The following is a 14,443-nucleotide window of genomic DNA, read 5'->3' as shown; positions in this document are numbered from 1 at the left end:
CTTGCAAACGGTGAAAAACTAAACTAAATTACAACCACTGTATAAATAAACAGTGCCATTTAAATAGATGAGAATTCGCCGATGAACTTACATAAAAATACTAAAATTCAAACTCAAGTAATTGATAACTATAGCGCTATATCGTGTAAAAAGCAGTCATTAAATATCTTTGAAGCGATGACAGATTTCCGCAATTCAAAAGGATGGATTATGGTTATTTCTGACAAGGTACTTGTGACGAAGGAGCTATGTGTAGCCTATGGTATAGATGCAAATAGAGTCATCGCATTTTCTACAAAATACACGTCTGATGTATTTTTAACGGCGCAAAAAGCATTAGAGAGTAAAAGCTGTGCTGCTGTATTTGTATGCAAGGACTTGTTACCAATTGACCAATTAGAGTTTTTGTTTTCCAAATCAGGTCAGCAACAAGTGCACTTAGGTCTATTCGAGAGTAAACTTCTTGCTCATTAATTTATTGTTAGGTTTAGATGATGGCGTGTCCATGTGATTTAGAAGTTCAGCAATGTGTGTGTCTAGAATTAATAAATGGGAAAAGAGTAGCAACCACCCCACTCGAATTAATGCGCTCACGTTATGTTGCATTTAGTTTGTGTAAAGTCGAGTACTTGTATAAAACAAGCTCAGATAATTTAAAGAAGAGTTTAACTTTGCAAGAACTTAAAGAATCAGCAAATGATGTTGAGTTTGTAAGGTTAGAAATCATTGATAACACGGATTCACAGGTTGAGTTTAAAGCATACTTTATCGTAGACCATGACTTAGGATGCCTTCATGAACGTTCTAATTTTGTTATAGAAAGTGGTGAATGGCGATATGACACTGGTCATTTATTTGAAACCGTAACTAAATCAATTTCTCGTAATGATGCCTGCCCTTGTGGGTCTGGTAAAAAGTATAAAAAGTGTCACTTATAAAAATTAACGCTTACAAAAAAGGCCAATCGCAGTTTACGATTGACCTTCTGATATAACTAAAAACAAAAATTCGGTTTTAGCTACGTTTCGCTTTTTGCTCAGCTAGGTATAACCAAGTTTCTAAAACAGTATCAGGGTTTAAAGAGACAGAATCAATCCCTTCTTCAACCAACCAGTTTGCAAAGTCTTCATGATCTGAAGGGCCTTGACCACAGATTCCTACGTACTTACCTGCTTTTTTAGCTGCTTTTATCGCCATTGACAACAGAGCCTTAACCGCTTCATTGCGCTCATCAAATAGGTGAGCAATTAAACCTGAGTCTCGGTCTAGACCTAAAGTTAACTGAGTTAAGTCATTTGAACCAATTGAGAAACCATCGAAGTACTCCAAAAACTGGTCCGCTAAAAGAGCGTTAGATGGTAACTCACACATCATGATAACCCTAAGGCCATTTTCACCACGTTTGAGACCATGTTCAGTTAACAATTCACTTACTTGACGTGCTTCATCAACCGTTCTGACAAACGGGATCATTACTTCCACATTAGTAAGACCCATGTCGTTACGAACACGCTTTAATGCTTCAACTTCAAGTGCAAAACAATCCCTGAAACTCTCAGAAATATAACGAGATGCACCTCGATAACCAATCATAGGGTTCTCTTCATCCGGCTCGTATTGATCACCACCAACTAAGTTAGCGTATTCGTTTGACTTAAAGTCAGACATACGAACGATAACTTTTTGAGGGTAGAACGCAGCTGCTAGTGTTGCGATACCTTCTTTCAGCTTATTGATATAAAACTCAACTGGAGATTCATAGCCAGCAGTAAGTTCATCTATTTCATCTTTTACGTCTGATGGTTGAGCATCGTAATTAATCAGCGCTTTAGGGTGAACACCGATCATTCTGTTAATGATAAACTCGAGTCTCGCCAAACCAATACCAGCATGTGGTAAACGCGCAAAATCAAACGCTCTGTCAGGGTTACCGACATTCATCATAACTTTAACAGGCAGGTCTGGCATTTCATCTACTTTTGATGTAACAACCTCAAAAGGTAGAACTTCAGAGTAGATATAACCCGTATCGCCTTCAGCACAAGAAACAGTTACCTCATCACCAGTAACCATTTTTTCTGTGGCGTCACCACAACCTACAACAGCAGGAATGCCAAGCTCACGGGCAATAATCGCAGCGTGGCAAGTACGCCCACCTCGGTTGGTAACAATAGCAGAAGCTCGCTTCATGATTGGTTCCCAATCAGGGTCTGTCATGTCTGTTACTAAAACATCGCCTGGTTGGATTTGGTCCATTTCAGCGATTGAGCCGAGCACTTTAGCTGTACCAGATCCCACTTTGTGACCAATAGCACGACCAGTACATTGAACAGTTCCACGGCGTTCTAATTGGAATGTCTCAATTACATTGGCTTCTTCATTACTTCGAACTGTTTCTGGACGCGCCTGTACTATGTATAACTGCCCATCAAGACCGTCTTTTGCCCACTCAATGTCCATTGGGCGACCATAGTGCTCTTCAATAATGACCGCCTGTTTAGCTAAGTCCATTACTTCTTCGTCTGTTAGAGAAAACTCGTTGGCTTTGTTAACATCAACATCTTCGATTTTAACCTGTTTGCCGTGTTCTTGTGTCTCTGCATAAATCATTTGAACAGCTTTGCTGCCCATTGTTTTTCTGACAACCGCTGGAAGGCCCTTCGAAAGTGTTGGCTTATGCACGTAAAACTCGTCTGGGTTTACGGCACCCTGCACTACCATCTCACCAAGTCCGAATGACGAAGTAACAAATACGACATCCTCAAAACCCGACTCAGTGTCTATTGAAAACATAACGCCTGATGACGATAAATCAGAGCGAACCATCTTTTGTATGCCTGCTGATAAAGCTACACCTTTGTGATCATATCCTTGATGTACACGATACGAAATTGCGCGATCGTTAAATAAAGAAGCAAAAACGTGCTTTACCGCGACCTTAATTGCATCTAGGCCTTTTACATTAAGAAAAGTTTCTTGCTGACCCGCGAAAGACGCATCAGGCATATCTTCTGCTGTAGCCGAAGAACGAACGGCAAACGAAGCTTCATCACCTTGCTCACCTGCCAACTTCTTATAAGAGTCAGCCATTGCTTGTTCTAGAGCGGGTTGAAATGGTGTTTCAATTATCCAGTTTCGAATCTGCTCGCCGACTTTAGCAAGCTCATTGACGTCATCAACATCTAGACTTTCTAATGCATTGTGAATTTTTTCTTCTAATCCACTTTGCTCCAAAAACTCATTAAATGCATACGAGGTGGTTGCAAATCCGCCTGGTACCTTTACGCCGGCGTTAGCCAAGTTACTGATCATCTCGCCTAGTGACGCATTTTTACCGCCAACTTGGTTGACGTCGTTCATTCCTAATTCTTGATACCAGAGTACATATTGTTGCACCATGACTACTCCACTAATATTTAATAAGTTTGAGATTTAAATAGAGACTCAAAAGTGTTTTGTTATACAATTTGTAATATTACAAAATCACTTACAGTTCGAGCGCATTCTATACCAGCATTTTGCTGAGGTAAAATTTAATTGCGCTTGAAAGTTTATTACTACAAGGGACTTACATGACTAGAACCGCCTTTTACATCTCTGATGGAACCGCCATTACAGCTGAAACCATTGGTCATGCTACGCTTTCTCAATATGACTTTGACATAGAGCACATTACCGCGCCTTTTATCGAAGGCCCGGATAAAGCCAAACAATTACAATCCCAAATAAATCGACGTTATAAAACAACAGGCCATCGCCCTTTTGTCTTCCATACTTTTGTGGATCAGTCATTGGCAAATACAATTTGTGACTCAAATTCCATTTGTTTTGACGTTTTAAAGCCGTTTACTACCCAAATATCAGAGAAGTTGAACATTCAAGCAACACCAGTAAAACATAGAACGCATTCCATAAAAGAGCACAAATACGATGCGCGAATTGAAGCGATGAACTTTGCCTTGGCTAATGACGACGGCCAAACAACGGAAAATTACGATAATGCAGATGTTATTTTAGTTGGCGTTTCACGTTCCGGAAAAACCCCAACGAGTATTTACTTAGCACTTCAATATGGCATTAAGGCCGCAAACTATCCGTTTATAGAAGAAGACATGGAGGATCTAAAACTTCCAGAGATGTTAAAGCGCAATAAGAAAAAGATATTTGGATTAACCATAGAACCTTCTCGTTTATCGGCGATTCGAAACGAACGATTAGCAAATAGTAAATACGCATCTATTAGACAATGTAGAATGGAGTTGCGTGAAGTAGAAAGAATGTATAAATCCAATAAGATTCCGTTCATTAATACTACCCACTTCTCCGTTGAAGAAATTTCAGCGAAGATAATTTCTGAGATGAAGTTAGAAAGATATAACCACTAAATATACTTCTTTACACCGTATTGTTTGGAGTGGGTGTACTTTACTTGGTAGTTAACAATAGCCAAATTTATAAACCTAAATAGGTACTTCAATCTTACAAAGTAAAAAAGCCACTTAATATAGTGGCTTTTGATTTTGTCCTGCTTAAAGAAGTTTAACGAGCGTCTTTCAATGCATCCGTTATTAAGAACGCCAATTCTAATACTTGATCAGCGTTCAAACGTGGGTCACATTGAGTTTTATATCGTTGTGATAAATCAGCTTCGCTCAGGCCATAAGCACCACCAGTGCACTCTGTTACGTGTTGGCCCGTCATTTCAAAATGAACACCGCCTGCCCAAGTACCTTCGGCTTTGTGAACCGCAAAGAACTGTTGGATTTCGCGTAATACAGAATCAAAGTTGCGAGTTTTATAACCGTTGCTCGCTTTGATGGTGTTGCCATGCATTGGATCTGACGACCAAACGACATGACGGCCTTCTTCTTTCACACGTTTTACTAACGCTGGTAATCGATCAGCCAACTTATCGGCGCCCATACGCGTAATAAGCGTCAATCTACCCGGGATGTTGTTAGGGTTAAGCGTGTCGATTAACTGGATTAGTTCATCTGGTTCCATACCAGGACCAACTTTCACACCAATCGGGTTATTAATGCCTTTGAAGAATTCAATATGGGCGTGGTCTAACTGCCTTGTGCGCTCACCAATCCACACCATATGAGCAGAACAGTCATACCATTTATCAGTTAAATGGTCTTTCCTCGTTAACGCTTGCTCATAGTTAAGTAATAGTGCTTCGTGTGAAGTGAACAGTTGAGTCTCTTTGATCATCGGCGTTGTTTCAGACGTCAAGCCAATCACTTCCATGAAATCCAGTGTTTCTTTCAACTGATCGGCTAAAGCCTGGTAGCGCTCGCGGTTTGGATTTGATTCTACAAAACTCATGTTCCAACGGTTAACTTGGTGTAAATCTGCAAGTCCACCTTGGGCAAACGCTCTTAATAAATTTAATGTAGATGCGCTGTGGTGATAGGCCGTTACTAAACGGTCTGGGTCTGGTTCACGTGCTTCTGCATTTGGCTCAAAACTATTAACGATATCGCCCCGATAACTGGGAAGCTGAACACCATTTACATCTTCAAAATCTGCAGAACGTGGTTTTGCGTATTGACCGGCGACACGCGCAATTTTAGTTACCGGCACTTTGCCACCAAAAGTCAAAACAACGGCCATCTGTAACATTACTTTAAACGTGTCACGAATATTTGCGGCGTTAAAATCGTTAAAAGATTCGGCGCAATCACCGCCTTGCAATAAAAATCCACGACCTTGAGCAACTTCACCTAACTGGCGATACAGTTCTCTTGTTTCTTCAGCAAAAACAAGAGGTGGAAAAGAGTGAATTTGCTCTTCCACTGCTAATAATTTTTGTGTGTCTTTGTAGCTAGGTTGTTGCTTAATTGGAAAGTTTCTCCAACTATCGGGAGTCCATACAGTCACTTAGTTCACCTTATTTTTCTCTATGTGTCCAATGATGCCGTCACTGGCATCTTCGATGAGATCCAATACATATTCGAAACCAGCTGAACCACCATAATACGGGTCGGGTACTTCCTCTTGATCTAAATGAACTTGAGCAAAGGACATCATTAATTTCACTTTTTCTTTATATTCATCTGGACATCGAGAGAGTAAATCGTTCAGATTGCTCAAGTCCATCGCTAATATAAGGTCAAAGTCGACAAAGTCTTGGTCTGATACCTTTCTTGCTTTTAGATTATTGAAGTCGTATCCGCGGCTTTCTCCAGCTTGTACCGACCGCGCATCGGGCTTAGCACCCGTGTGATAAGCTGCGGTACCCGCACTATCGACATGCACGTTTAAATTGGCTTGTTCTGCTTTTTTCAAAAACACAGCATGCGCCGAAGGCGAACGACAAATATTTCCTAAGCAGACAAACAAAACTGAAAAAACACCAGAATTTGATGACACGAACTGATTACCTTGATTGAAAGTTAATACTAAGTAGTAAGTTATTTCCAGAAAGTAAAAACAATGAATAAAAGGCGCTGGAAATAGCTGACTGATGATGACATTAAGCCACAATAAAATTCATATTTAAACCACCTTTTTATAAAAATAGAGTCTATATACTAACTGTTAATTTTTAACCGTATTTTCATCAAATAATTCCTATATTTAAACTCAATTTGGCTAGCAAGAACGATGATAGTCATGGATAATGTCGCCACCAATCGCAGAGCCTGTGCAATATGACTAATACCAAGCCCAAATATTTCGATATTGATGAAATCAAACACCTTTTAAAATTAGCTTTACCTCTTTTGGTAACGCAAGTGATTACTGCACTTATGCTGTTTACAGATACCGTTATGGCAGGTCGATTGAGTCATATTGATATGGCCTCTGTCAGTATCGCTACCAGTCTTTGGGGCCCGGTTATATTTTCAGTACAGGGTCTCCTTATTGCCGTTACGCCAGTAGTCGCCCAATACTTTGGCAGTAAAAACTACAGCGGGAAAAACAAATCTATTACATCTACGCTGCATCAAGGCTTTTACTTAGCATTTATTGTTTCACTGTTTGTCATTTTCCTTTACCAATTTGCTGAAGTTCCTCTCAATAACCTAGATTTGGAGCCAGAGTTATACGATAAGTCCTATGGTTATTTGCAATTTGCGATCTGGAGTATTGTTCCGACTTGTTTATTCTTTGTAATGCGAAGCTTTTGTGAAGGCCTTGGTTTAACTACCCCAGCTTTAATCACTGGTATAGTTGGTTTAATCGCAAACATTCCACTTAACTATATTTTTGTTTACGGCGAATTTGGTATGCCGGAACTCGGCGGTGCAGGTTGTGGATTAGCAACGGCTATTGTTCAAGTAATCAGCTTTATCGTAATGGTTATATATCTGAAATACGCCAAGGCGTTAAAAGATTATAAGCTGTTCGATAAATTCGAAAAGCCTAATATAAAGAAGATCAAAACGTTAACCAAAATCGGTGTTCCTATTTTTGTTTCATTGATCTTTGAAACTACCCTATTCGCATTTTCTGCGTTAGCTATCGCTCCTCTTGGTGCTGTCGCAGTTGCAGGTCATCAAGTGGCGTTTAGTTATAGCAGTGTAGTATTTATGATGCCTTTGAGCTTGTCTATGGCAGCAACGATAAGAATAGGCTATCTAAAGGGTGTTGGTAATATAGATAAGCTAAAACAAGCAATTAGAACCTGTTTTGTTATGGCGACAGCCTTCGGTACGGTAGTCATGACACTAACGTATCTTTTCCGTGATCTCATCATTGGAATGTATACCAATGAGCCTGAAGTAATGGCATTAGCGTCTTCAATATTGATTATTACTGCTATTTATCAACTTCCCGACGCAATCCAAGTTATGTCAGCAGGCATTTTTAAGGGCCTTAAAATAACTAAACCATTATTGTACATCACATTTATCGCATATTGGCCTATCGGCTTCGCACTGGGTTGGGTTTTAGGACGAACAGATTACATTGTACCTGCTATGGGCGCCGCTGGATTATGGTGGGGTATAGTTGTGGGACTGACGGCCGCGTCTATCATGTTTTTTATCAAACTCGGATATACGTTAAGAAAACCAGAGTCGCTACTTCATTAAACGCGCTTTATAATGTTCAAAACTGTTTAGTTTAAAACTCGGAACAGTTTTGAACATATCTCGAGTCGACTATTCCATTAGAGCCTTCTTTAGTGGACCTAAAAACGGCTCATAGTTGCGCCATTGATTCATTCCATCTCTAAATATAGGTTGCCTAACCTGTTCTGAACTTGGTGTTAACACGGTCCTTTTATTTTCATAAAACCGTGCGCACTGTGGTTCGTTATTTAAGCCGCAATACGCTAATAGTGACTCAATGACCTTATCCGTATTTTCAATGAGGTCCTCATGTTGTACTTTAAATATTTGACTTGGGAACAAAGCGTGCCAATGATCCATTATCTCTAAATAACCTTTGTAATAGCGCCCTATCCATTCCAAGTCGTAACTAAAGTCCTGACCGTCTCCGAAAAGCTGTTTAAACCCGCTAAAACAGCAGGCCATTGGCTCCCTTCTAGCATCAATTATTTTAGAATTGGGTAAAATACTCTTAATTAAACCAATATGTAAAAAGTTATTCGGCATTTTATCGATAAAAAACGGCTTATTGGTTCTGTAGTCTTCCGTATTTGCTAAATAATGCTTACCCAACTTTTCTCTTTCTTCCAAGCTTAACTGGATTAGTCTATTCGGGTAGGTTTGATTTAGTTTGCTTTTACCTTTTAATTTTAAAGCGATACTAAGAATATTATGTAATTCAGATGTCCCCTCTACTTTAGAGTGACTCGCTAATATTTGCTCTACCAGTGTTGAACCTGCCCGTGGAAGACCGACGATAAATATAGGTGTTGCGGTAGAAGATAGATTTGCCTCTATGGACGTCGCCCATTCGCTCGTACAGGTAGTTATGAGCTGTTTTATAAGATCTTCGGTACTGTCAGGAGAATATTTAACGTCCGAAGACTTTAACGCATTGCCCATTTTGTAGTGTTCGAAAGAGTCTTTATAACTAGATTTATCCTCAAGTGCTTTACCAAGAGCAAAGTGGACATGTGTTCTGTCTTTAACTGAAACTTCTTCTGAGTTAACTAACGCTCTCATGCTTTCAATTTCGTCAGTTTCAAATACATATCGCTTTGTATTAGCTAAGCTCCAATAGGCATCACCGCATCGCGGATTTAGTTGATAAGCGTTTTTGTATTTTTCAACTGCCTCATCGAACTTTCCTGCGTACTTTAATGCGTGGCCCCACTGTATCAAAACTTCTTCGTTCGTGTGTTGATCATCTAATTGGCTAAAGGCCTTTAACGCCTCTTCCGTTTTACCAAGGTTACTAAGCGCTATGGCTCTATGTGTTGCTAAAACTTTTGCAAAGGTGTTGCTCGATGGCCAGCTTTTTGAGTCAATGTGCTCTATCGCAGCGCTGTATTTACCCAACTTCATTAACAGGCCAATAAGCTGAAACCTTAATTGAAAATGGTTTGGGTGCAACTCCACGCCTGTTGCTAATATAAACTCAGCATCGTCGTACACTTTGTTTTTAATACCAATTTCTGCTAGTAATGCCATTGCATCAGGCTGATGAGGTTTCTTTTGCAAATACTGGCGTACAAGCTCTTCTGCTTGTGCCATTTTATTTTCGAATAGTAGATCTGTCGCATTTATTACGTCCGCAGGGATTGTGGCTAAAGACTTTAATTTTTCTTCTACAAATTGACGCGTAACTACTTGTCCGTTTATTTTCCTATTCCCAAATGCTTTATTTGAGCTACTAATAATGAGTTGGTGTATATTTTTCCAACTTGATACCAATACAGGATTAAGCGTAACGGCTGTTTGAAAAGCATTTATCGCTTTGTCTAGTTCTTTTTCATTTAAAAAGTTATAACCTAACTCTTGGTATGCTCTTGCATAGCTCTTTGTTGTATTAATAAGCGTATTAAGCGTTGAAATGGCCTGTGTACTCTTTTTTAACAATCGATAGCTAACCGCGATTAAATATTGAGCTTCAGTACTTAAATTTTGTATGTGAGTTTTATTTTTGGCACTGACTTGAAGATTTTCTAACGTATTTTGGATGGTTTTGAGAGTCGATAGTGCGCCATTAATATTGCCGGCACTCAACTTTTTTTTTGAATCTAATAATTGGCTTTCTAACTCCTTGATGACAGTTTGGTTTTGTTCATCAAGCTCATTCCGTTTTTTATCCACTACTGCCATTTTAATCCTAATCTTAGATTTATTGCCTTTTTGTAACATTAAACCATTAAAAGCAGCAAGAGGTAACGAACTACCTCTTGCTATCATTTGCTATAAGTCTAACTTTCTAAAAATCGTAGGAATATCGAATACCTACAGTACGAGGTCGGTTAGAAACGACTTTTGGTGTGAATTGTTGAGTGTCTATGTATTGTACCGCCCTCTTATCAAACAGGTTGTTTACAAATGCCTCAACTGACCATCCATCTCGAGTTACACCAACAGACATGTTAACTAACGTATAAGATGGCTGAACATAGCGGCCACCTTTAAAGGCCTGGCCATTTCTATCCGTATAGTTAACACCGTTAAACGTTGCAGACTCTTCTTGTATTTCAAGACCAGAACCGGTTCCATAAATCAGCTGAGTTGCATCTTCAAGTACATATGCATCCATTTTCATTCCCGCTAATTGGTCACCAGTGTAAGTGACAGCACCATTAACGTAGCCTTCAAAGCCATCGGATAGTCCAAAGTAGTAACGAGCTTGTAAATTGGCTGAAAACTCTGATGAATAAGGCAATTGACTTCCTGCATCTGGCGCAATCCCTTTAAGCTCTCTATTTATACTCGTCAATTCTGTGTCCAAAATACTTGCCGCGCCAGAGAGTACGAAATTATTAGATACGTACCATTGGAAATCAGCATCAACACCGGATATTTCTGCATCACCCACATTGTCGGTAAATACCAAAAAGCTAATATTTGCCGGGTCAAATCGAGAAGTTTGTAAGTTATCTATTTCAGAATAAAAAGCCGTAGCATTCAGCCTTAATGAATTATCTAACCAGTTTGATTTAATCCCTAACTCATAGTTTTCAAGCGTATCTGTCAGTGAATAAACTGGGATTCTAAAGCCTTCAAATGCACCAGCTTGATTTGTTGCTAATCCACCACCAACGCGGTTAGTTACAGGCGGTCTAAATCCTTCTGAGCGTGTTGCAAATAACAGAACGTTATCTGTTGGTTTCCAATCTAGCCCGAAGTGGAAAATAGTATCGTCTACCGTTAATTCACCATCTTTATCCAACAGATCAATTTGTAACTGACCTTGATTCACGGCTTCAACTAATGCTGGCCCTTCTAATTCTTCAAGCGCAGCATCAGAACCATCACCGAAGGCCTTTAACCGTCCAGAAACGTCTACGGTCGTCGTCGCGCCCTTATAATTATCTGTGATTTCATACCACCGTGCGCCTGCACTAACCGTTAAAGTATCCGTCACATCGAATTCTAACTGACCAAAAACAGCTAACTGGTCGATACCATGGCCCACGTCGTTAACAAAAGAAACTTCTACTGGAAATGGTCCACCGTTACTATTAATTCCATCTGTACCTGCTAGGAAGGCTCCATCCGTACCCCATACACCATTTGGGAACTTACCTTCAGCGCCAAGTTGGAATAAACCCACCGTTTCTAAGTCTTGTTCGTCATAAAAAATACCAGCGGTTAAGCGCCACTGATTTTCAGCATCGGTGTTAAACCTAAGTTCATGGGTAAGCCTAGAAGATTCGGTATGTTCTTTATAGAAACCGGTTGGGTCATAACATACTTCATCTTGGCCGCCACCATAAGTACATGCATAGTACGCAGAAAATAACCCGCCATTGGTATAGCCGGTGTAATCAATTGTTGAGTCAATTTCACGATCTAGATACCCACCAGTGTATATCACTTCCAACTCACTTAAACGGCCTTTTAACGTCCACGTCGTCAATCCAAAGCTATCGTCGTTATCTTCAGGTACAAATCGGTTAGCCGATGACTCGCCTTCTAGATTTGGGTCGTAGGCAAAAACCCCTTCGGTCTGTAATTGCTGGCCTGTGTGTTGGAGCAATAGGTTCCAGTCATCCGTAATGTCATAACTAACGCCAACTCTTACACCAGAATACATAGCATCATTAAAGTCATCCTCTACTAACTGATCATTTCTTGGAGAGATGATTGGCGTATTTTCTGGGTCAGCCAAAACCCCACCTGACACTCTGCTAATAACGACCGGGCTGCCTTTAAAGCCGCCCTTGCCTGGCTCATTTAGAATGTTATCAATCCAACCACCCTGAACATCGTTATACATAACAACACGAACTGCTACATCATCAGTTGGCGTGAAGTTAACATAACTTTCTAGAGCGTGACTCGGTTCACCGCCTTTGGTCGTTGATATAGAAGCGTCAAACCCGTAGCCAAGACCAAAGTGATCGGGCTTTTTAGTGATCATTCTCACTGTTCCGGACTGAGAGCTCGCCCCAAATAATGTACCCTGCGGGCCTGGTAGTACTTCGATCCTATCGATATCAGCTGCGTAAATATCAAGGTTCCGCCCTTGCATCGATACCGGTTGTTCATCTAAATAAAATGCGACTGAAGGCTGCAATGCTTGAACAGAAGATACTGCTATGCCTGTTTGCGTCGTCGCCGCACCTCGGATATAAATTTCATTTTGCCCTGGACCTGTGCCTTGGAAAGTAACATTAGGTAAATACTCAACATAAGCATCAAAGTTACTAACACCTAACGACTCGAGTTGATCACCGTTCAATGCGGTCACTGCGACAGGTACATCTTGGATGTTTTCTGCTCTTTTTGTGGCAGTAACCACTATTTTTTCAATTTCTTTACGATCTTTAACTTCTTCTGCTTTAATTGGATCGGGAATCAAACTTGCGGATAGCGCTATGGATATAGATAAGGACAGAGTTTTTCGCTTGAACATAATATTCCTCTTGAAGCTTGTTAGTTACTTCACAAAATAGTTAGACTTAACTAATAAAAATATATTTAGACTTCTAATTAATTTTTAATCCTATTAGTATTTACACTTATAACTTTATAATTACTGATGGCTTTCTTTATTTGCAATATAACAATAGCTTATAATGTAGCCAAAAAACAAGCAGCAATAAATAGTAAACTAATTGTTTCAACACAAACCCAAGGCATTTAATATGAATAAACGCGTGTTTTTCTCCTCTGCATTAGTAATAACTACCTTACTGTTATACGCGGCCCTGTTACCATCAAATGCCAAATCAACATTCGACAGCTTACAAGCTGCAATAATTACAAATGGTAGCTGGTTTTATGTATTAACCGTCGCGATTATATTGATTTATATATTGTATTTGGCCATCTCTAGAAACGGTGAAATAAAACTTGGCCTTGATCATGAAATGCCAGAATATTCATTACCTAGTTGGCTATCAATGTTGTTTGCCGCCGGAATGGGCATAGGGTTGATGTTTTTTGGGGTTGCGGAGCCGCTAATGCATTACCTGGCGCCACCAAATGCAGAACCTGAGTCAATAGATGCAATGCGTGAATCGATGAAGATTACCTTTTTCCATTGGGGATTACACGCATGGGCCATTTATGCCATTGTTGCGCTAATACTGGCTTACTTTAGTTATCGCCATCGGCTGCCACTGACGCTTAGATCAGCACTTTATCCTTTGATTGGTGAAAAGATCTATTCTTGGCGCGGAAACTTAGTCGATATTTTTGCAGTTGTTAGTACCGTTTTTGGTGTTGCAACATCACTGGGACTAGGCGCTTCACAAGTTAATTCAGGGCTCAATTATCTATTCGGTTTTGAAGTTAGTGTTCAAAATCAAATAATAATTATGGTCGCGATTATAGGCCTAGCATCCATTTCCGTCGCCACTGGTTTGGACAAAGGGATTAAGATTTTATCAGAAACCAACATGGTCCTTGCTATTGGACTATTGCTCATCGTCTTTTTTGTAGGCCCTACAATATTTTTGCTCCAAGCATATTTACAAAATATGGGCGCTTATATAAGCGATATCATCACAAATACCTTTAATTTGTTTGCCTATCAAAAAACAGACTGGATTGGCGGGTGGACAATATTCTATTGGGGGTGGTGGTTAGCGTGGGCTCCATTCGTTGGAATGTTTATCGCGCGTATTTCCAAAGGTAGAACAATAAGAGAGTTTATCATTGGTGTTATGTTGGTACCAACGGCCTTTACCCTGTTGTGGATGACAATTTTTGGTAATAGCGCTATTGCTTTAGTCGCGGACGATGTCGCGGTTGGCTTAGCAGATATAGTGAATAAAGATGTCTCTGTCGCGCTCTTCTACTTCATGGAACAAATGCCGTTAAGTAACCTATTATCATTTTTGTCCGTTTTGATTATCGTCGTATTCTTTGTCACCTCATGTGACTCTGGC

General features: G+C 39.9%; 10 protein-coding genes. 5 read left to right on the top strand and 5 right to left on the bottom strand.

The features are described from left to right. The first annotated feature begins 81 nt into the window (after positions 1–81). Together AC4E96_RS10410 and AC4E96_RS10405 are read left to right on the top strand one after the other, a co-directional pair. Positions 82–474 carry a hypothetical protein gene (locus AC4E96_RS10410; RefSeq protein WP_490255771.1) on the top strand — a complete coding sequence of 131 codons (393 nt, stop codon included), beginning with the start codon at positions 82–84 and terminating at the stop codon, positions 472–474. 17 nt (positions 475–491) lie between these two features. Continuing rightward, positions 492–938: a YchJ family protein gene (locus AC4E96_RS10405; RefSeq protein WP_490255770.1), complete on the top strand. Its 447-nt coding sequence runs from the start codon at positions 492–494 to the stop codon at positions 936–938. Positions 939–1,014: 76 nt separating this feature from the next. Here AC4E96_RS10405 and ppsA read toward each other — a convergent pair whose 3' ends face one another. Beyond that, a complete protein-coding gene (ppsA, locus tag AC4E96_RS10400; RefSeq protein WP_490255783.1) occupies positions 1,015–3,396 on the bottom strand; it encodes a phosphoenolpyruvate synthase in 2,382 nt (793 codons plus the stop codon). 176 nt (positions 3,397–3,572) lie between these two features. Between ppsA and ppsR the strand changes: the two genes are divergently transcribed. Continuing rightward, complete coding sequence (ppsR, locus tag AC4E96_RS10395) at positions 3,573–4,385, top strand: posphoenolpyruvate synthetase regulatory kinase/phosphorylase PpsR (RefSeq protein ID WP_488032276.1); 813 nt, start codon at positions 3,573–3,575, stop codon at positions 4,383–4,385. Between the two features lie 154 nt (positions 4,386–4,539). On the opposite strand, the gene AC4E96_RS10390 is transcribed toward ppsR, so the two are convergent. After that, complete coding sequence (locus AC4E96_RS10390) at positions 4,540–5,886, bottom strand: class II 3-deoxy-7-phosphoheptulonate synthase (protein ID WP_488032275.1); 1,347 nt, start codon at positions 5,884–5,886, stop codon at positions 4,540–4,542. Further along, positions 5,887–6,378, bottom strand: a complete 492-nt coding sequence (locus tag AC4E96_RS10385) for a low molecular weight protein-tyrosine-phosphatase (RefSeq protein ID WP_488032274.1) — start codon at positions 6,376–6,378, stop codon at positions 5,887–5,889. Between the two features lie 281 nt (positions 6,379–6,659). Between AC4E96_RS10385 and AC4E96_RS10380 the strand changes: the two genes are divergently transcribed. Next, complete coding sequence (locus tag AC4E96_RS10380) at positions 6,660–8,045, top strand: MATE family efflux transporter (protein WP_490255769.1); 1,386 nt, start codon at positions 6,660–6,662, stop codon at positions 8,043–8,045. A gap of 69 nt (positions 8,046–8,114) precedes the next feature. On the opposite strand, the gene AC4E96_RS10375 is transcribed toward AC4E96_RS10380, so the two are convergent. Both AC4E96_RS10375 and AC4E96_RS10370 read right to left on the bottom strand, forming a co-directional pair. After that, positions 8,115–10,205 (bottom strand): tetratricopeptide repeat-containing sulfotransferase family protein, encoded by a 2,091-nt coding sequence (locus tag AC4E96_RS10375; RefSeq protein ID WP_490255768.1) that lies wholly within the window; start codon positions 10,203–10,205, stop codon positions 8,115–8,117. A gap of 106 nt (positions 10,206–10,311) precedes the next feature. Beyond that, complete coding sequence (locus AC4E96_RS10370; protein ID WP_490255767.1) at positions 10,312–12,963, bottom strand: TonB-dependent receptor; 2,652 nt, start codon at positions 12,961–12,963, stop codon at positions 10,312–10,314. A 232-nt stretch (positions 12,964–13,195) separates the two neighbouring features. Here AC4E96_RS10370 and AC4E96_RS10365 point away from each other — a divergent pair. After that, positions 13,196–14,443 (top strand): BCCT family transporter (locus AC4E96_RS10365; protein ID WP_490255766.1); only part of this gene is annotated, 1,248 nt, incomplete at its 3' end.

The organism is Psychrosphaera sp., from assembly GCF_982872775.1.
This window is presented reverse-complemented; position numbering and strand designations above follow the sequence as displayed.

Coding starts and splice junctions, on each gene's coding strand:
- AC4E96_RS10405 (WP_490255770.1), top strand. CDS start 492: ATGATGGCGTGTCCATGTGATTTAGAAGTTCAGCAATGTGTGTGTCTA.
- AC4E96_RS10375 (WP_490255768.1), bottom strand. CDS start 10,205: ATGGCAGTAGTGGATAAAAAACGGAATGAGCTTGATGAACAAAACCAA.
- AC4E96_RS10410 (WP_490255771.1), top strand. CDS start 82: ATGAACTTACATAAAAATACTAAAATTCAAACTCAAGTAATTGATAAC.
- ppsR (WP_488032276.1), top strand. CDS start 3,573: ATGACTAGAACCGCCTTTTACATCTCTGATGGAACCGCCATTACAGCT.
- AC4E96_RS10380 (WP_490255769.1), top strand. CDS start 6,660: ATGACTAATACCAAGCCCAAATATTTCGATATTGATGAAATCAAACAC.
- AC4E96_RS10370 (WP_490255767.1), bottom strand. CDS start 12,963: ATGTTCAAGCGAAAAACTCTGTCCTTATCTATATCCATAGCGCTATCC.